Source organism: Oscillibacter ruminantium GH1 (genome assembly GCF_000307265.1).
Classification (GTDB): Bacteria; Bacillota; Clostridia; order Oscillospirales; family Oscillospiraceae; genus Oscillibacter; species Oscillibacter ruminantium.
Genome location: NZ_DF158899.1, coordinates 130,808 through 148,789 on the forward strand (window position 1 = coordinate 130,808; position 17,982 = coordinate 148,789).

Sequence of the window (17,982 nt, forward strand, 5' to 3'; positions counted from 1 at the left end):
AAAATCGCAGGTCCGGTTGCTTTGATGGATCAAGTATATTATAAATAAGTCAGAAGTGCAACCAACGATTTGATTTGTGAAAAGCGCCAAATTTGACGCAGAATATTTTAGAACGGAGAAAACTGACATGGAATTTCTGAGCAGCAAGCCTCTTCTCATCACCGATACAATTCTGCGGGACGCACACCAGTCCCAAGCCGCCACGCGGATGCGCCTTGAGGACATGCTGCCCGCTTGTGAAATTCTGGACTCTATTGGATATTACTCTCTGGAATGCTGGGGCGGAGCCACCTTTGACGCCTGTATGCGCTATTTGGACGAGGACCCGTGGGATCGGCTCCGGGCCTTGCGCCGCCATCTTCCCCACACAAAGCTGCAAATGCTGTTTCGGGGACAAAGCATCCTCGGCTACCGAAACTACGCCGACGACGTGGTGGACTCCTTTTGCGCCAAATCCATTGAGAACGGCATCGACATTGTGCGCGTCTTTGACGCGCTGAATGACCCAAGAAATCTGGAGCAGGCCCTTCGTTCCGTAAAAAAATACGGAGGGCTGGCGGAAGCCGCCATCTCCTACACCGTCTCCCCCATCCATGACGAGGCGTATTTTCTCCGTCTTGCCCAAGAGCTTGCGCAGATGGGCGCGGACTCCATCTGTATCAAAGATATGGCGAATCTGCTGTCTCCCATGGCGGCATATTCCTTGGTGAAGCGGCTGAAGGAAACGGTGACCCTTCCCATCCATCTCCACACTCATGATTCCGCCGGTACCGGCGCCATGGTAAATCTGATGGCGGCTGTGGCCGGTGCGGACATTGTGGACACCGCCCTCTCCCCTCTCGCGGGCGGCGTGTCTCAGCCGGCCACGGAATCCATGGTGGCCGCCCTGAAGGGAACCCTCCGGGACACCGGGCTGGATCTTTCCCGCCTTGGCTCGGCGGCGGCGCACTTTCGCACAGTTTCGGCTTCTTTAGAGCAGGCGGGTTTTCTGGACTCCCGCGTATTGCGGGTGGACGCCAGCGCGCTGATCTGGCAGGTTCCCGGCGGAATGCTGTCCAATCTGATTGCCCAGCTGCGGCAGATCGGGCGGGAGGAGCTGTATGAATCCGTTTTAGCGGAGATTCCCAGCGTCCGCCGTGATTTCGGCTATCCCCCGCTGGTGACTCCCTCCAGCCAGATCATCGGCTCGCAGGCCGTTTTAAACGTGGTCACTGGAAAGCGCTATCAAATGTTCTCCAAGGAATCCAAGGCCATGCTGCGTGGCGAATACGGCCAACTGCCCGGGCCGGTCAATCCGGAGGTCCTGCAAAAAGCCGGAATTCGGGAAGAAGACCGCATCACCTGCCGCCCGGCGGATCTTTTGCAGCCGGAGCTGCCAGCCAGCCGTGAGAAGTACAAAGCCCTTGCCCAAAGAGAGGAGGACGTTCTCTCTCTAGCCTTATTTCCTCAGGTGGCCGAGGAATTTCTCATAAAAAAAGACAGGTGGAGTAACTCCCCGCCTTCGATAGGCTTTATGTTTTTTCATTAATTTTCCAAAACTCCATCGTTACAAAAACGTTGAACGGACTCTTTTCCAGCTATTTCGTAAATCGTACAAAAATAGACGTTTTATAGACGCTCCATCATGTAAAATGTGGACAATCACGGAGAGGAACTGGAGAGAGTCCTTTGCAAACGAATTGTTTTTCCGTGAAGTCCCGTCGAAGGAGATTCGGAACGGCTGCGTGAGGACGCTGTTTTGCCCAAACGGCGTTTGTCTGCTCCCGATATTCTTCGGCACTCACCGCCCGCTTAAGGCGCGGGCGGTATTTCCTGTGTTGTTGCAGCAAATCTGTCCGGGAAGGAGGGCAATTACGGAGAATGTGAAAGGCAGACGCATTGGGCAGCAGCCCGCCAGTCTGCTGTACAAGGTTTCCCGTAAAACTGCAAAAATCAACTTTTATAAGGAAAGAGGGATTTCAAATGCCTGAAATTAAGGAGAAAAAGGTACGTACCGTTCGCCTGCCCAATATTATTGAGGCGCTGCTCCCCATCGTTGTGATGATGGTTCTGATGGTCTACGGTCTGGCTAAAGGGGATTACGTGGACGCGCATATGCCTCTGATGGTCGCCATCGTGGTGGCCTGCATTGTGGGCTGCGTCTGTGGTCACACCTTTTCCGATATGCTGGCCGGTATGCTGGATCAGCTGAACGCCTCCATGGAAGCTATTTTGATTCTTTGCACCGTGGGTATTCTGGTGGCCTCCTTCATCATGTCCGGCACCATTCCCGCCCTGATCTATTACGGTCTGGATCTGCTGACCCCGAAGCTGTTCCTTCCCATCGGGTGCATTATGTGCGCCGTGGTGGGTCTGGCCTGCGGCTCCTCTTGGACCGCCACCGCCACCATCGGTATCGCGTTCCTCGGCATTGGCGCGGGCCTTGGCATCAATCCCGCCATCACCGCCGGTATGATTATCTCCGGCGCGTATGTGGGCGACAAGTTCTCCCCCCTGAGCGACACCACCAATCTGGCCGCCGCCGTTGCGAAAACAGGACTTTTTGACCACGTGACCGCCATGGTTTCCACCACGGCTCCTACATTTGTTATCGCACTGATCCTCTACACCATTCTGGGTCTGAACATCGACACCGCAGGCTACGACCCCACTGTGGCCACCGATCTGCAGGCCGCCATCTATAACGGCTTTAACATCAATCCCTTCCTGCTGGTGCCCATTCTGGTCATCATCGCGGCCTGCATCATGAAGCTCCCCGGCCTGGTGGGCATCGCCATCTCCGTGGGCTGCGGCGTGCTCTTTGCGGCCATTTTCCAGGGTATGACCGATATCAGCACGATTTTCAATACCCTGCACTATGGCACGGGCTTTGAGTCCGGCAATGAGTTGGCGGATAATCTGCTCAGCCGCGGCGGCATGGACCATCAGATGTGGACCATCAACCTGATTTTGCTGGCAGTTGCATACGGCGGCGCTCTGGCTCGCTGCGGCTGCGTGGAGTCCCTGTTCGGCAAGCTGAAGAACAAGCTCCACTCTGTGGGCAGTCTGATTCTGGCAACCCTGCTGACCTCCCTGTTCTGCGACGCCACCATGTGCGACCAGTTCCTGGGCATCGGCGTTCCCGCCCCACTGTACGCGGAGAAATACGACGAAATGGGCCTTGGCCGCAACATGCTCTCCCGTACGCTGGAGGACTGCGGCACTCTGTGGGCCGTCATGTTCCCCTGGACCGGCTGCGGTGCCTATCAGATGGGCGTTTTGGGCATCCACCCCTTCGTATATTTCCCGTTTGCCTTCGTGAACCTTCTCAACCCCATCTATGCCGCCATCACTGCTTTCTTGGGCCGCAACATCTTCTGGGCTGACGGTTCTTACACCAATCTGTTCGGCAAGACCCGGGCCGGCAAGCCTGCAGGTGCTCCCGAAAAAGAGCATGAGATTGCTGTAAAGAATCTGGCAGAGCGCCGCGCCGCCGGCAAAGCCCCCTCCATCAACGCCTAAGCTGTCTGCTGAGAAAGGAATCGCTGCGTCATGATCGAACATCTCCCATGGGAATCCGTTGAAGGGCCCAAATACTACCCCAAGGATCTGAAGCCCCGAAAAAAGTGGGTGACGGTGGGCAGCTGGTTCATGTCTGGCCTGCTGATTCTCGGCGGGCTGACCACCAAGTATCGCGTTGCCGCCATTTTCGGTCTGCTTTACATTCTGACGCTGCTGATGGTAAAAAGTGTAGCCGTGACCAGCCGGGGGCTTGAGATCTTCTATCAGATGCGAATTACCACGCACTACGATTTCCTGAGCTGGAACGACGTTCGCGCGGTCACCCGTGAGGACAAAGGCCATCCCGAACTGGTGGCGCTCTATTTTGCCAACGACATCAAGAGTAAGCGGCTGTTCTTTACCAAGAGCGACGCGGAAAAGATCATGAAGCTGGCAAAAGAACAAAATTCCTCAATCAAGATCAGTGACCTCAGCGAAAAGGCCAAGCCCGCCCCAAAGCGGAAAAAAGCCTGAATACAACGCCCTCGGAGAATTTCTCCGGGGGCGTTGTTTACTCTTGGCGGCGGCAACCCAAAGTAATGTCTTCTCGATATTCCGCTGCGTCAAGTTGTCCGGCTCTGCTAAAGCAGGGCATCCGTGCTTACTTCCGGTCAGTTAAACCGTTTGCCAAAAATCTCCCATGATCTCTCCATCCGCAGGCTCCAAGACGGGAAATCTCTCATTTCTTCTCAGGCGGGTGTTTTGCATTATTTTCTGGGTATAGCAGCCTGAAAAGCCTTTTGCACAACGTATGCAGCATATATAGGGTGATTTTGGCAGTGCATTTTACACCCGCCGCCGTGCGGTGTTGCCCGAATACTCAGCAAGAACAGCAACATTTCCACACGCAAAAAAAATGCTGAAAAGTCATTGGTTCTATGAACAATCAATCGGGATAAGATCCTCCCCCACCGACCGCTGATTGCACACTCGATTTCAGCGTTTCAAGTCCCCATCGTTTCTGTCCGTCTGTTAAGCCCGAGCAACGCAACGCCGCCGCACCGGGAAACCGGTGCGGCGGTGTGTCAACTGTTCTGCACTTACTCGAAGTCGGGGATGTACTCCTTGACAATATCCAGCAGCTCGCCGCTGCGAACCATCTTTTCCACCTCTGCAATGTCCGGCCAGATCTCGCGGTCGATCTCGTAGAAGTCCACCTTCTCGCGAACATGCTTATGAATGGCCTCATGGACCGGGGCAAGACCCTTGCCATGGGTGTTCAGATTCCGCCGGATGTCGATGGCCTGGCATGCGGTCAGCAGCTCATCCGCCAACACGGACAGGGTGTTCTGGACGATCCAGCCCGCCTTGCGGCCTGCGGTGGTGCCCATGGAGACAATATCCTCCTGATTGGCGGAAGAAGGAATCGAGTCCACGGACGCGGGATGCGCCAAGACCTTGTTCTCAGACACCATGGAGGCCGCGGCGTACTGCACGATCATAAAGCCGGAGTTCACGCCGGGCTTGGTGGTCAGGAACGGAGTCAGTCCGTTGGACAGTGCCGCATTCACCATGCGCTCGGTGCGGCGCTCGGAAGCGTTGGCAATCTCGCTGCACGCGATGCCCAGCGTATCAAAGGGAATTGCCATCGGCTCGCCATGGAAGTTACCGCCGGAGATGACCGCCTCGTCTTCCAAGAACAGCAGCGGATTATCCGTGACGGCGTTCAGCTCGATCTCGACCTTGCTCCGCACGTATTCCAGCGCGTCACGCACAGCGCCGTGGAGCTGGGGGATGCAGCGCAGGGCGTAAGCATCCTGCACGCGATCCTTCTGGCAGTTGTCCAGAATCTCGGAGCCGTCCAGCAGCTTGCGCATATTGGCAGCCACCAGCATCTGGCCCTTCTGGCCGCGAACCGCATGAATGCGGGCATCGAAAGCATTGCGCAGACCGGTGAGCGCCTCGAAGTCCAGAGAGCCGATTGCGTCGGCCAGCTGTGCGGCGCAGATGGTATCGAACAGTGCCAGAGAACCCACAGAGGTCATGGCGCAGGTACCGTTGGTCATGCCCAGACCCTCTTTGCAAACCAGCGTGTCCAGCGTCTGGATGCCAGCCTTGGCCATGGCCTCCGCGCCGGTCATCTTCTCGCCCTTAAAGGTCGCCATGCCCTTGCCCAGCATGGGCAGAGTCATGTGCGCCAAAGGCGCCAGATCGCCAGAGGAACCCAGAGAGCCCTTCTGAGGCACCACAGGCGTTACACCCTTGTTCAGCATCTCCAGCATCATCTGCACCAAAATAGGACGGATGCCGGACACACCCACGCACAGCGCATTGGCGCGCAGCAGCAACATACCGCGGACCACTTCTTCAGCGTAGGGGTCGCCGGTACCTGTACAGTGGCTCAGAATCAGGTTGGTGGAGAGCTGGTTGCTCATCTCCTCGGGAACAGCGACCTTTTGGAAGTCGCCAAAGCCGGTGGTAATTCCGTAGGCCACGCGGTTTTCCGCGACAATTTTCTCCGCAAGTGCACGGGATTTCTGCATCGCTTTCAGTGCAGAATCAGCCAGTTCCACCGTCGCCCCATAGCGGGCAACAGCCACAAAGGACTCCAGCGTCAGGCTGTGTCCATCGACAACAACATGCTTGATCTCAGAAGGCTTCATAATCACGATTCGTTACCTCGATTCAATTTTTTGCCCCGAATGATGCCCCGTGCCGGTATCCGCGTTTTTACGCGGATACCGGTCAAATTGGGACATGCCCCAGCGGCAATTCAAAGTCGCGTGAGAAAAGTAGCCGGAACGCAGTGCTTGGCGTGCTCCCTGCGCAGTCTGCGCCGAAAGTGCCGTCACCCTGCCCATGGGTGAGCGTCCACGATCCTGTCTGTGCTGTGCGCTTGTCGGTTTTGTATTTGCTTGCTCTTATAATAGCACTGCGTTTGTCTAAAATCAACATTAATTTTTGTATTTTCGCGTTTTTATTTGTGCATTATCACGGTATACTGATAAAGCATTAGTCAACTAACACGTCAACTTAAAAGGATATTGCTCTGTTTCTCGTAAAATTTTTGATAGAAAGAACGAAGCAGATTGACAGCCACAGAAAAGTCTGCTATCCTGTCAACTATAAGATACCGTATTATTGCGTTAAAGTTTTTCCCCGTCGGAATCAGTATCCGGCGGCGCCGGATTTTGAAAGTGAGGCTTCAAGATGTATGAGAGCAGAATGAACTCGGACATGACAGACCATCTGTATCAGGCAATTCTCTCCTTAAGGGACCGTGAGGACTGCTACCGCTTCTTTGACGACCTCTGCACCGTTGGAGAGATTCAGGTCATGGCGCAGCGATGGATGGTGGCCCGGATGCTTCAGGAGGGCGAGACCTTCAACGCCATCAATGAAAAGACTGGCGTCTCTTCCGCTACCATTACCCGTGTTCGAAAATGTCTGGTCTACGGTGCAGACGGCTATGCCCGAGTGATTCATCGTTTGACGGAACAGGAGTCATCAAAAAAGGAAGAAGGATAAGATCTCCTTATTTTCATAAAAATAGCGGGGAGCGGCATTTACATGCCGCTCCCCGCCGTTGTTTCTATGATGCGACAAAGCGGACGGCCTGCCAGCCGTCCGCTTTGCCTGTATGGTATAGAGAAAGGAGAGGGAAAACTTGGAGAAATGTATCAAGTGTCCTGCTTGATGAGTTCATGATACCGGGCCTCCAATTAAAAGTCAACGGATTAGGCTGACCTTTCACAATTTGTTTACAAACCTACTGATTTTCAAGAATTTGTTCATAATTCGTTCAAATTAAATGGCAATTTGCACATTGACAACTTTTTCGTCCGGTGTTAATATTTAGCGTGCTAACATTTAGGACACAAAGCAAAATTGGAGGAGTGCTGACGCCATGGAAGAAACCAGATCGCTTGGGCAGTCAATCGCCTGCGCCGCCCATCTGTTCCGGGAGCGCGCGGATGCGCGTATGTCGAAATACGATGTGACGCCCTTGCAGGCCCACGTTATCATTCATCTGTCCCGCTGCGGCGGCCAATCCACCCAGCGGGCGCTGGGCGAACATTTTCACGTAAGGCCCTCTACCGTGAATGGTATCGTGGACCGCATGGTGGAGCGGGGTCTGGTGGCGCGCAGTGCGGACAACTCCGACGCCCGACGCCGCTGTATCTCGCTGACGAAGGACGGGCAGGCGCAGATGGATCAGCTTTGGCAGGAGCTGCGGGAAACAGAGCGTCAGTTTGTCGCCGACTTCACGCCGGAGGAGCTGGCGCAGCTTCATTCGCTGTTGAATCGTGTGATTCAAAATTTAGAGGAGGACCGTAAAAAATGCTGAAGAAACTCTCTCCTTATACAAAAGGATACCGAAAATGGATCGGGTTGGGCGTTTTCTGTTCCGCCATGGACGCCGTGTTCCAGCTGCTGATCCCGCTGGTAATGGCGGACATTGTGGACGTCGGCGTTGCCAACGCCGACACAAATTATATCGTGCGTAAAGGCATTCTGATGGTGGTCATGGCGTTGGTCGCTCTGTTATTCGGCCTTGGCAGCGCCGCGTTCTCATCCCGTGCGGGCATGGGCTTCGGCGCAAATCTCCGGGCGGCGGAGTACGCCCGCGTGCAGAGCTTTGCCTTCTCCAACATTGAGAAATTTTCCACCGCGTCTCTGGTAACCCGCCTGACCAGCGATGTGAACGCCATGCAGATGACCCTGATGATGGGAATGCGCCTGCTGGTTCGCGCTCCGGTAATGCTGGTATCGGCTCTGATTCTTGCTATCAAGCTGAGTCGGGATCTCTCCCGTGTGTTTTTAGTGGCTATCCCCCTGCTGCTGGTGTTCATCTGCATCCTGATGACAAAGGTAGGCCCCCTTTTCCGCGTTTTACAGGAAAAGACCGACGCTTTGAATCTGGTGGTGCAGGAAAATCTGACCGGCATTCGAGTGGTGAAGTCCTTTGTCCGAGAAGATCACGAAAAGGGAAAATTTGAAAAGCGGAACAACGACCTGCGTTCCACCTCGGAAAAGGCCTTTGGCGCCGTGGTGGTCAATATGCCGGTCATGATGCTGATTGTCTATGGCACGATCATCGCTGTGATGTGGTTCGGCGGCAAAATGGTCTACGCAGGAACGATGGAAGTCGGTAATCTCACTGCGTTTTTCTCCTATATCACGGAAATCCTCATTTCTCTGATGATGGTCTCCATGATCTTCATGATGATGTCCCGCTCCATCGCCTGCGCCAAGCGTATTTGTGAGGTACTGGATGAAACGCCCGCCATCAACAACGACCACGCCCTCACCGGCGCGGCGGTGGAATGCGGCAGCGTGGATTTCGATCATGTGAACTTCAAGTACAGCGAGGACGGGACAGAATGGGTTCTGGAGGATATAACCCTCCATATTCCCGCCGGCTCCACCGTGGGTATTCTGGGCGGCACAGGCAGCGGAAAGTCCACGCTGGTATCCCTGATCCCCCGGCTGTATGAAGCGCAGGAAGGTGTTGTCTCCGTGGGCGGCCGCCCTGTGGCGAACTACACCATGGAGCATTTGCGGGACGCGGTGTCCGTGGTTTTGCAAAAAAACACCCTGTTCTCCGGTACCATCCGGGAAAACCTTCTCTGGGGCAATCCCAACGCCTCGGAGGAGCAGCTTCAAGCCGCCGTCCGCGCGGCCTGCGCCGATGAGTTTCTCTCCCGTATGCCCGACGGCCTGGATACCGATTTGGGGCAGGGCGGCGTGAACGTCTCCGGCGGGCAGAAGCAGCGGTTGTGTATCGCCCGGGCCATTTTAAAACAGCCCAAAATTTTGATTCTGGACGATTCCACCAGCGCCGTGGATACTGCCACCGACGCCAAAATCCGGCAGGCCTTTCGACAGGAGCTGAAAAACACCACAAAGCTGATTATTGCCCAACGGGTTACCTCCATTGCAGACGCAGATTTAATTCTGGTGATGGAGCAGGGCCGTATCGCGGCGCAGGGTTCCCACGAGGAATTGATGAAAACTTGTGAAATCTATCGGGATGTCTACATGTCCCAGCAGGAAGGAGTGAGCATCGGTGGCTGAACACGAAAATAACGCCCCCACCCCCAAGCACGGGCCCAACCGCGGCGGATTCCAAAAGCCCAAGAATCTGCATGGCACCATCAGCAAGCTGATGAACTATCTGGGCCGCTATAAACTTCAGTTGATTTTGGTGGCGGTATGCATCCTCATCAGCTCGGCGTGCAGCGTTGGCGGGTCCTATCTGCTGCGTCCCCTGATTAACGATTATATCCTCCCCGGGGACTTTCCGGGCCTTGCAAAAATGCTGGTGGTTATGGCGGGGGTCTATCTTCTGGGTGCGCTGATGAGTTTTGCCTACGCCCGGATCATGGTCCACATTTCCCAGAGCACCGTGGCCGCCCTGCGCCGGGATCTATTCGCAAAGCTGCAAAGCCTGCCTCTGAAGTTTTTTGACGCTCACACCCACGGCGAACTGATGAGCCGCTTTACCAACGACATCGACAACGTCAGCGAGGCCATCAACAACTCCTTTGCCTCCCTGATCTCCTGCACCGCCACCTTCGTCGGCACCATTGCCATGATGCTCTATATCAGTCCCCTGCTGACACTCATCACCTTTGCGGTGCTGGCGGTGATGCTGGTGGCGGTGAAGAGCATCGGCGGTCGCAGCCGCAAAAACTTTACAGCACAGCAAAAAGCCATCGGCGCGGTGAACGGTTATATTGAGGAGATGACCGAGGGCCAGAAGGTCATCAAGGTCTTCAACCACGAGTCCGCTGCCATCGAGGGTTTTCAGGAGCGAAACGAGGCCTATCGCCAGGCAGCCACCAGCGCCCAGACCTTTGCCGGGGCCATGATGCCCGTTATGGGCAATCTCAGTTATATGAACTATGCCATTACCTGCATGGTGGGCGCAATTCTCGCCATTCGCAGCGGTGATCTGGGCGGCCTCGCCACCTTTTTGCAGTATACCCGGCAGGTCAGTCAGCCCGTAAGCCAGATTGCCCAGCAGGTGAACACGATTCTGGCCGCCGTGGCGGGCGCGGAGCGCATCTTTGAGGTCATGGAGACGGAGCCGGAAACCGATCACGGCAAAGTCACGCTGGTTCGCGTGCGCCTTCTCTCCGGCGGCAAGCTGGAGGAAACCGCCGTGGACACCGGTGCATGGGCTTGGAAGCAGCCGGACGGCACACTGATCCCCGTGAAGGGCGACGTGCGGTTCGACCATGTGGTTTTCAGCTACGATGGAAAGAAAACCATTCTTAACAACATCTCCCTGTTTGCAAAGCCCGGCCAGAAAATTGCCTTTGTGGGTTCCACCGGCGCGGGAAAAACCACCATTACCAACCTCATCAATCGGTTTTATGAGATTGACAGCGGCGTAATCACCTATGACGGCATCAACATTCAGGACATTGAAAAGGACTCTCTCCGTCAATCTCTGGGCATTGTTTTGCAGGACACCCATCTGTTCAGCGGCACTGTGGCGGACAACATCCGATACGGCAAGCTGGACGCCACGGACGAGGAAGTGGAGGCGGCGGCACAGCTTGCCAACGCGGACGGCTTTATCCGTCACCTGCCTCTGGGCTATCAAACCGTTCTCTCCGGAGACGGCGGCAGTCTCAGCCAGGGCGAGCGGCAGCTTTTGAACATCGCCCGCGCCGCCCTGTCCAATCCACCTGTGCTGATTTTGGATGAGGCCACCAGCTCGATCGACACCCGCACCGAAAAGCTCATTGAGCAGGGCATGGATCAACTGATGGCGGGCCGTACGGTGTTCGTCATCGCCCATCGTCTTTCCACGGTCCGCAACTCGCAGGCGATTCTCGTTCTGGAGCAGGGCGAAATTATTGAGCGAGGCGACCACGAAGAGCTGCTGGACGAAAAAGGGCGGTATTATCAGCTTTATACCGGTCAGGCGGAGCTGGCGTAACATTGGCGTTCCACGCGGAGCGCGGCTCCCGGCGCGGAATACCCCGCACAAAGTCTCTCTCTTTTTCCAACGCAAAAAATAATCTTGCAAAAAAAGCCGGGCCTCTTCCCCTTTTGGGGAGAGGTCCGGTCTTGCTTTTTTACGTTCACCGGGGGTCTTTCCCCAAGCGAAACAGTTCGGTCATGGTGTGGGTCAGATCGATAGGGTCGTGACTTTCTGGAATTTCATCCCGGCGCAGCCAGACGGCCTCCTTCAACTCGCTGGTATCCAGTGTGACCGTTCCGTCGCCGTCCAAATCCGCCCAAAAGCCCACCATCTGATTGCCCACAAAGCCCCAAGGCTGATTTGCGTGATACCGGACGTTTTTCACCCGGAGGCCCACCTCTTCCATAACCTCCCGGCAGACAGTCTGCTCCATAGTTTCACCAATCTCCGTGAAGCCCGCGATCAGCGCGTATCGCGCGGACCGGTTCCGGTCGGCGTACCGGGTCAGCAGCAGACGATCTCCATCCCGCAGCGCCACCACCACGGCGGGATTGATGCGGGGATAGACCAGCGCGCCGCAGACAGTGCAGCGCATGGCTCGCTCTTTGTCATCCCGGACGGTGGGCGCGCCGCAGCAGCCGCAGAAGCGGTTGGCCTGACGCCAATTCATCAGGTGCAGCGCCGATGGTCCCGCCAAACGGAGAAAGCGCGGCTCTATGGTGCGAAACACCGTCGTCGGCGTGGGACACAGCGCGGCCTTTACAGCTTCCGTCGGCTCCTCCAGCAGGAAAAACTGGATATCATCCACGGCAAAAAGATGAATCAGTTCCTCCTCCGGCACGCCCAGCGTCCGAATCTTCGCCACAGTTGGAAAGTTGCCTTCCCGCGTCAGCAGAACGGCCCCGTCCGCAAACGAGGCCACAAGGTCCGCGTCCTTCGGGACGGGAGCCGGATTTCTGAAAGCATTTTGAAAAACATGCGGTGCAATTTCCTGAAGCATGGAAATGCCCTCCTGTCAAATTCTTAGAACCCGCATTCATAGGTCCTTAAGCAAATTTACTTTTTCAGGATACCACATTTTTCGTAAAAAAGCCATGCTGCGGCAGGCATTTTTCCTCTACCGCGAAAAAAAGAAAACCGCCGGAAAAGTCCAAAGACTTTTCCGGCGGTTCGTTTGATTTTCAAAGCAGCTCTGCATCGCTCGGACCTTTCGGCCGCAGTCGTTACAGCAGGTCCAGACTCTGCAAAAATTCCCGGGCCACGTCGTCGGCACTGCCGCCCAGCACGTCCACCTGATAGGTCATCTCCGTCATATCCTCGTTGGAGATTTTCCCCGCCAGCAGATTTAAAACATCCTCCAGCTCAGGGGCTGCGTCCGCAAATTTTTCCAATGTGTCCTCCCGGATCAGGAACGCTCCGTTATACTCCGGGAAAAAGTGCAGGTCATCCTCCAGAATCTTCAGCCCCACCTTGCGGTTCAGGCCGTCGGTGGCATAGACCTCGGTCACATCGAAGCTGCGGTTTTCGATGGCGGTGTATTTCAGTCCGGCGTCCACAGGAACGGCGCTCTTGAAGTTCAATCCGTAGAACTCGGTAAACGGCCCGTATTTCATGCTACCCTCCAGCGTAAAGAATTCCTGCTCCGCGCCAAAGGTGAGCTGATCCGCTACGGGAATCAGATCGCTGACTTTTTCAAGACCGTATTGCTCCGCGATCTCCTGCGGCACCGCGATGGCGTAGGTATTGTTGAAGCCCAGCTTTTCCAGTAGACGCATGTCATTCTGCTCCATGGACAGCGCGTTTGTGAAGTCGTACAGCGACTCACCCGCCGGCACGTCGGTGGGGTCCTTTTTCAGGAAAGTGGTCAGCAGCGTTCCATCGTAGGAGATCATCATGTCGCAGCTATGGCCGTCGCCCTTTAGGGCGTTGTAATTGTTCACCTGAGACATCTGATCTTTGATGGTAACCGTCAGATCCGTTTTGCTCTCCACCAGCTGCTGAATAATGCGGTCCATAATCTGCGTTTCGGAGTAGTCTCCATCATAGAGGACCAATTCCGACTCCCCGGTGGTATCCCGCAGGCCAAAGGGGATGGAGATGGCGACGGCGGCCATAATACAGGCCAGAATGATCCCTGACCGGCGGCTCACGCCGTGGGACTTTTTCAAATGCCCCTCGAACCAGCCCATGCCCAAATCCAGCAGAACGGCAATCACCATCAGCGCCCCGGTGGCGGAGAGAATCATCCCCATGTCCGCAATGCGGATACCCCGGTTAATCACGCTTCCAAGGCCGCCGCCGCCCACAAAGGCCGCGAACACGGCGGAGCCGATGGCATTCACCACCGCGATGCGAACGCCCGTAAACACCATCGGGAACGCCAGAGGGAATTCCACATGCAGCAGCCGGTAGGTTCGGCCCATGCCCATGCCCCGGGCCGCTTCCTTCACACCCGGGTCCACCTCCTGCAATCCAAGGCAGGTATTGCGCACGATGGGCAGCAGGGAATACAGTGTAATGCCGATGATGACGGTCAGCTTGCCCGGCCCCGCCACCACCATGATAATGCCCAGCAAGGCAAGCGACGGAATGGTCTGCAAAAGGTCCGCCACCCACAAGATTGCCGTCCGGGCCTTGGGGTACAGATAGGCCAGCACACCCAGCGGCAGACCCACCACAATGGACGCCAGCGCGGAGGCCAGTACAATGAACAGGTGCTGCAAAATCAAGTCCCAAGTCATTTGCCCACCTCCCTCCGCATTCCGCGGGGCGTGACCTTCTTTTGCAGAAGATCAATCAGCGCCCCGATGACGATGGCGAGGATTGCCGCCGGAATAGCTCCGGCGATGATGAGGGTGTTGTTGTTGGAGCTGACGCCCTGATAGACAAAGTTGCCAAGACCGCCCAGCCCAATCATGGCCGCCAGCACCGTCCAGCTGACGGTATAGATCGCCGCCATCCGCAGACCCGCGATGATGGTGGGCATGGCCAAAGGCAGCTCCACCTGCCACAGCGTCTGAAACGGGGACATGCCGCACCCTTTCGCCGCCTCCACATATTTCGGCTCCACGCCCAAGATACCTGTGTAAGTATTTTTCAGTACCGGGAACATGGCGTAAATGGAAAGGGCGATAATCACCGTGGCCGGCTGCATCCCGATCCAGATAAACAGCACGCCGATGAATACCAGACCGGGAATGGTCTGGAAAATGGACACAATGGGGATCAGCACTCCGGACCATTGGGGAACCCGGCTCAAAAGAACGCCCAGAGTCAGCCCCAGTACAAATCCGATGGCAACGCTCACCAGCACATACAGTACGTGGATCACCACGGCCTGTGCCAGCATAGACCCATAGGATGCAAAGAAAGCACTCATCGTTCATCCCCCCAGAGGGTCGTGGCCACGGATTTGGCAACGCTGGTCTTGGTGACGATACCGGCAATGGTGTCGTTGGCGTTCAGCACCACCACATAGTCGTCTCCGGATTCCAGCAGATAGTCCACGCTTTCCTTGGCCTCGTCCCCAATCCGCGCGGTGTGGGGCGTTTGGACGATCAGCGTCTCAATATTGGGCAGGCCCTTGCCCCAGAGCTTAATGCCCCGGATGGTAACCACGCCCAAGTAGTGGTCGGCTTCATCCGTCACCAGAAGAGTATCCACGCTGTTGCGGGCCATCATCTCCGCGCACTCCAGCACGCCTCGGTCCTTTCGCACGCGATAGGCGTTGGGACGCATAAACGTCTCAATCTTGGCGGAGACGGCGCCGCCGGGTGCGTGCTTCCCAAGGAAGCTGCGCACAAGATCGCTGGCGGGGTTTTCCAGCATCTTCTCCGGAGAGGCCATCTGCTCGATGCGGCCCCCATTCATAAAGAGAATGGTGTCTGCCAGCTTCAGCGCCTCGCCCATGTCGTGGGTCACGAAAACAATCGTCTTGTTGAGCTTTTGCTGGAGCTTTTTCACCTCGTCCTGCAAAACCTCCCGGGTCATGGGATCCAGTGCGCCGAAGGGTTCATCCATCAGCACCACAGGGGGCGACGCCGCCAGCGCCCGCAGCACGCCGATGCGCTGCTGCTGCCCGCCGGAAAGCTCGTTTGGATACTTGCCCGCGTACTTTTCATAGGGCATCTCCACCATCTCCAAAAGATCGTGGACAATCTGGTCGCACCGCTCCTTGTCATATTTCAGAAGCCGGGGTACCACGCAGATGTTCTGGGCCACCGTCATGTTGGGGAACAGGCCGATCTGCTGAATCACATAGCCGATGTGGCGGCGCAATTCCACCTTGTCCATGGAGGCGGCGTCCTTTCCGTCGATCAGGACCTTTCCGCCATCCGGTTCCAGCAGACGGTTGATCATTTTCATGGTCGTGGTCTTGCCGCAGCCGGAAGGGCCGATCAGCACCACGAACTGTCCGTCCGGAATCGTGAAGCTCAAATTTTCAAGAATTGTTGTTTTCCCATATCGTTTGCAAACATGTTCGAATTGGATCATCCGTTAACCTGCTCCTTTCACGGCGGCGGGCGTTTGCCCGCCTGTTTCCTGCACCTCCGTGTGGCCCGCCGCAAGTCTCTGCGCCGCCTCCGCGGCGGCAGGCGGACCCACTAAAATAATCACGTCTCCGTCATACAGCTCCGCATAGGGTCCCGGGGACAAGATCACCCTCTGCCTTCGGCGGATCGCCACAATGGTCCCGCCGGTAGACTGCCAGAATCTCAGCGCTCCAATGTTCTTTCCAATCAAAGGAGAGCCGGGTGGAACCGTCACCTCATAATTGGGCAAAGGCTCCGTTGCGGAGGAATAAGTCTCCTGACTTTGAATCAGCGCGGCGGACACCTCCACCAGCCGCCGGTTCAACTCCTCATATTCCCGCAGGATCTCTTTCATCTGCTGACGGAGGGAACGGGTCTCCGCCCCCTCGCCGAACCCATCGACGTACCGCTTTGCATTGTCCTGAGACAGGACGACCGCGCCGCTTTGTGGCTTCACATCGATGACCTTCATATCTGCCAGAAGCCGCAGCGCCCGGCGGATCGTCTCCGGCGACACGCCGTATTCCGACGCCATGATTGACCGTCCATACAGCCGGTCACCCTCTCGCAGATCTCCGCCCGCCACCCGCGAGGCCACGTCCACCGCAATTTGTAAATATTGCGCCGGAACAGTCATTTGCCGCATTTTTCCACCTCTTTTCGCACAAACGGTGCTCTATGGGACTAATTATACACTGACAACTTCAATATGTAAATAGAAGCGTCAGTTAAAAAAGTGTAAATTTTTTTACAAAAAAGCGCGAAAAAACGCACCGGACTCTCTCTCCGGTGCGTTTTCAGAAGGATTCAGGCAATCTCGCTTGGGTTGGACGCTCACTCGCCCCACTGCACGTCCACAATTGTGATGTTGCTGAACTCAATGTACTCGCTCTTCAAAACATAATCCGTTTTGCCCACGCGGACTTCCTGATCGCCCACCTTGGTGGTCTGGACAGCGGCATCGGGTACATCAATGCTGGCGGTAAAATACAGATTCACATGATAGGGGTCCTCGACCCAGTTGCCGTTTTCATCCAGCGTATAGTAAGGCTCCTGCTTCACAGACTCAATCTGCCCGTTCAGAATCTCACCGGACGCCATCAGGGGCGAAGGCAGGTGCTCCAGACAGTTTTCGTAAAGGGACTTATCCACGCCCTCCGCCTTGGCCACATACGTGACATGAAGCGTCTGCGCCTCCTCGCCCGCCATCCCGCCGCGGTTTATCAGCTTGGAACCCACGAAAACCAGCGCCGCCAGAATGATAAGGACTGCGATCACGTCGATCACATTCAATTTCTTTTTGGATTTCTGCTCCATTGTTTGACCTCCAAGTAATAGGGTTTGCAGTTTTCAAAGAAAGCGAACCATTTACATCAGCCGGGAAATAAATCCCCCGCAATCTCCCCAAAGGGTTTCACCGCCGGCTGCTTGGCCCCGTGCTCTCCGATGTGCTTTTCCATCCACACCATGTTGTACCAGCGGTCAAATTTGTAGCCGCACTGGGAGAATTTTCCCACCATCCGATACCCCATGCGTTGATGGAACTTCACGCTGTCCTGCGTCAGATACGCGTCCTCCTCGGCCGGATATCCGATGCAGGCGTTGAGATTCAGGATATTCTGCGCCGCCAGCGCTTTTTCCAGCGCCGCGTAAAGCGATCTGCCCACGCCCAGACGCTTTCCGTTTTCGGCAACATACACCGTGGTCTCCACCGCCCAATCATAGGCCGCCCGCTCCTTAAAGGGATTCGCATAGGCGTATCCCACGGGAGTGCCGTCAGCCTCCGCAACCAGATAGGGATACCGCTCCAGAGTCCGGCGGATGCGTTCCGTGAATTCCGCCAAAGTCGGAACCTCGTACTCAAACGTAATGGCTGTTTTCTCCACGTAGGGCGCGTAAATGCGAAGCAGTGCCTCCGCGTCATGGGGAGACGCAACCCTGATTCGGCAGTCCTTTTCCATTTCAAGCGCCTCCGGTTCGTTCCTTTGCTTGCTTTCAGACTTTTGCTATTGTATAATACTTTTTAAGTTT

Annotated in this window: 15 protein-coding genes; 7 read left to right on the top strand and 8 right to left on the bottom strand. The window is 55.9% G+C overall.

Annotated elements, in window-relative coordinates; translation table 11 throughout:
• The first annotated feature begins 127 nt into the window (after window positions 1–127).
• The 3 genes from ON16_RS10870 (at window position 128) to ON16_RS10880 (ending at window position 4,014) form a co-directional block, all read left to right on the top strand.
• Window positions 128–1,528, top strand: coding sequence for a pyruvate carboxylase subunit B (locus ON16_RS10870; RefSeq protein ID WP_051131697.1), 1,401 nt, complete (start codon window positions 128–130; stop codon window positions 1,526–1,528).
• Window positions 1,529–1,962: 434 nt separating this feature from the next.
• Window positions 1,963–3,501: a Na+/H+ antiporter NhaC gene (nhaC, locus tag ON16_RS10875; protein WP_081579669.1), complete on the top strand. Its 1,539-nt coding sequence runs from the start codon at window positions 1,963–1,965 to the stop codon at window positions 3,499–3,501.
• Window positions 3,502–3,531: 30 nt separating this feature from the next.
• Window positions 3,532–4,014, top strand: coding sequence for a PH domain-containing protein (locus tag ON16_RS10880; protein WP_040662303.1), 483 nt, complete (start codon window positions 3,532–3,534; stop codon window positions 4,012–4,014).
• 566 nt (window positions 4,015–4,580) lie between these two features.
• On the opposite strand, the gene hutH is transcribed toward ON16_RS10880, so the two are convergent.
• The gene (gene hutH, locus ON16_RS10885) at window positions 4,581–6,143 is read right to left on the bottom strand and encodes a histidine ammonia-lyase (protein ID WP_040662967.1); all 1,563 of its coding nucleotides are present in this window, start codon (window positions 6,141–6,143) and stop codon (window positions 4,581–4,583) included.
• 547 nt (window positions 6,144–6,690) lie between these two features.
• On the opposite strand from hutH, the gene ON16_RS10890 reads away from it, so the two are divergent.
• The 4 genes from ON16_RS10890 (at window position 6,691) to ON16_RS10905 (ending at window position 11,434) form a co-directional block, all read left to right on the top strand.
• Window positions 6,691–7,008, top strand: a complete 318-nt coding sequence (locus ON16_RS10890; protein ID WP_040662306.1) for a YerC/YecD family TrpR-related protein — start codon at window positions 6,691–6,693, stop codon at window positions 7,006–7,008.
• A 379-nt stretch (window positions 7,009–7,387) separates the two neighbouring features.
• Entirely contained in the window at window positions 7,388–7,828 is a 441-nt protein-coding gene (locus tag ON16_RS15070; RefSeq protein WP_051131698.1) for a MarR family winged helix-turn-helix transcriptional regulator, read from the top strand.
• Complete coding sequence (locus tag ON16_RS10900) at window positions 7,822–9,558, top strand: ABC transporter ATP-binding protein (protein ID WP_040662309.1); 1,737 nt, start codon at window positions 7,822–7,824, stop codon at window positions 9,556–9,558. Before ON16_RS15070 ends, ON16_RS10900 begins: the two co-directional genes overlap by 7 nt.
• Complete coding sequence (locus ON16_RS10905) at window positions 9,551–11,434, top strand: ABC transporter ATP-binding protein (protein ID WP_040662312.1); 1,884 nt, start codon at window positions 9,551–9,553, stop codon at window positions 11,432–11,434. The genes ON16_RS10900 and ON16_RS10905 overlap by 8 nt, the downstream gene beginning before the upstream one ends.
• A 145-nt stretch (window positions 11,435–11,579) precedes the next feature.
• Here the strand turns inward: ON16_RS10905 and nudC are convergent, their stop codons facing one another.
• The 7 genes from nudC to ON16_RS10940 all read right to left on the bottom strand — a co-directional run bounded on the left by nudC (window position 11,580) and on the right by ON16_RS10940 (window position 17,912).
• Window positions 11,580–12,419 carry an NAD(+) diphosphatase gene (gene nudC / locus ON16_RS10910; protein ID WP_040662315.1) on the bottom strand — a complete coding sequence of 280 codons (840 nt, stop codon included), beginning with the start codon at window positions 12,417–12,419 and terminating at the stop codon, window positions 11,580–11,582.
• Between the two features lie 223 nt (window positions 12,420–12,642).
• Entirely contained in the window at window positions 12,643–14,160 is a 1,518-nt protein-coding gene (locus ON16_RS10915; protein WP_040662318.1) for a glycine betaine ABC transporter substrate-binding protein, read from the bottom strand.
• Complete coding sequence (locus ON16_RS10920; protein ID WP_040662321.1) at window positions 14,157–14,798, bottom strand: ABC transporter permease; 642 nt, start codon at window positions 14,796–14,798, stop codon at window positions 14,157–14,159. Before ON16_RS10920 ends, ON16_RS10915 begins: the two co-directional genes overlap by 4 nt.
• Window positions 14,795–15,913, bottom strand: coding sequence for an ABC transporter ATP-binding protein (locus ON16_RS10925; RefSeq protein ID WP_040662324.1), 1,119 nt, complete (start codon window positions 15,911–15,913; stop codon window positions 14,795–14,797). The genes ON16_RS10920 and ON16_RS10925 overlap by 4 nt, the downstream gene beginning before the upstream one ends.
• Window positions 15,914–15,916: 3 nt before the next feature.
• On the bottom strand, window positions 15,917–16,597 hold the full coding sequence (locus ON16_RS10930; protein WP_051131699.1) for a TrkA C-terminal domain-containing protein: 681 nt from the start codon (window positions 16,595–16,597) through the stop codon (window positions 15,917–15,919).
• 188 nt (window positions 16,598–16,785) lie between these two features.
• Window positions 16,786–17,268: a DUF4330 domain-containing protein gene (locus tag ON16_RS10935; RefSeq protein WP_040662327.1), complete on the bottom strand. Its 483-nt coding sequence runs from the start codon at window positions 17,266–17,268 to the stop codon at window positions 16,786–16,788.
• Window positions 17,269–17,324: 56 nt separating this feature from the next.
• Complete coding sequence (locus tag ON16_RS10940) at window positions 17,325–17,912, bottom strand: GNAT family N-acetyltransferase (RefSeq protein WP_040662330.1); 588 nt, start codon at window positions 17,910–17,912, stop codon at window positions 17,325–17,327.
• Between the last annotated feature and the right edge of the window lie 70 nt (window positions 17,913–17,982).

What these genes read in the sequence shown, in the direction of transcription:
- ON16_RS10900 (WP_040662309.1), top strand. Translation starts at nt 7,822, where the DNA reads ATGCTGAAGAAACTCTCTCCTTATACAAAAGGATACCGAAAATGGATC.
- ON16_RS10930 (WP_051131699.1), bottom strand. Translation starts at nt 16,597, where the DNA reads ATGCGGCAAATGACTGTTCCGGCGCAATATTTACAAATTGCGGTGGAC.
- ON16_RS10940 (WP_040662330.1), bottom strand. Translation starts at nt 17,912, where the DNA reads ATGGAAAAGGACTGCCGAATCAGGGTTGCGTCTCCCCATGACGCGGAG.
- ON16_RS15070 (WP_051131698.1), top strand. Translation starts at nt 7,388, where the DNA reads ATGGAAGAAACCAGATCGCTTGGGCAGTCAATCGCCTGCGCCGCCCAT.
- hutH (WP_040662967.1), bottom strand. Translation starts at nt 6,143, where the DNA reads ATGAAGCCTTCTGAGATCAAGCATGTTGTTGTCGATGGACACAGCCTG.
- ON16_RS10890 (WP_040662306.1), top strand. Translation starts at nt 6,691, where the DNA reads ATGTATGAGAGCAGAATGAACTCGGACATGACAGACCATCTGTATCAG.
- ON16_RS10880 (WP_040662303.1), top strand. Translation starts at nt 3,532, where the DNA reads ATGATCGAACATCTCCCATGGGAATCCGTTGAAGGGCCCAAATACTAC.
- nhaC (WP_081579669.1), top strand. Translation starts at nt 1,963, where the DNA reads ATGCCTGAAATTAAGGAGAAAAAGGTACGTACCGTTCGCCTGCCCAAT.
- ON16_RS10870 (WP_051131697.1), top strand. Translation starts at nt 128, where the DNA reads ATGGAATTTCTGAGCAGCAAGCCTCTTCTCATCACCGATACAATTCTG.
- ON16_RS10915 (WP_040662318.1), bottom strand. Translation starts at nt 14,160, where the DNA reads ATGACTTGGGACTTGATTTTGCAGCACCTGTTCATTGTACTGGCCTCC.
- ON16_RS10920 (WP_040662321.1), bottom strand. Translation starts at nt 14,798, where the DNA reads ATGAGTGCTTTCTTTGCATCCTATGGGTCTATGCTGGCACAGGCCGTG.
- ON16_RS10925 (WP_040662324.1), bottom strand. Translation starts at nt 15,913, where the DNA reads ATGATCCAATTCGAACATGTTTGCAAACGATATGGGAAAACAACAATT.
- nudC (WP_040662315.1), bottom strand. Translation starts at nt 12,419, where the DNA reads ATGCTTCAGGAAATTGCACCGCATGTTTTTCAAAATGCTTTCAGAAAT.
- ON16_RS10935 (WP_040662327.1), bottom strand. Translation starts at nt 17,268, where the DNA reads ATGGAGCAGAAATCCAAAAAGAAATTGAATGTGATCGACGTGATCGCA.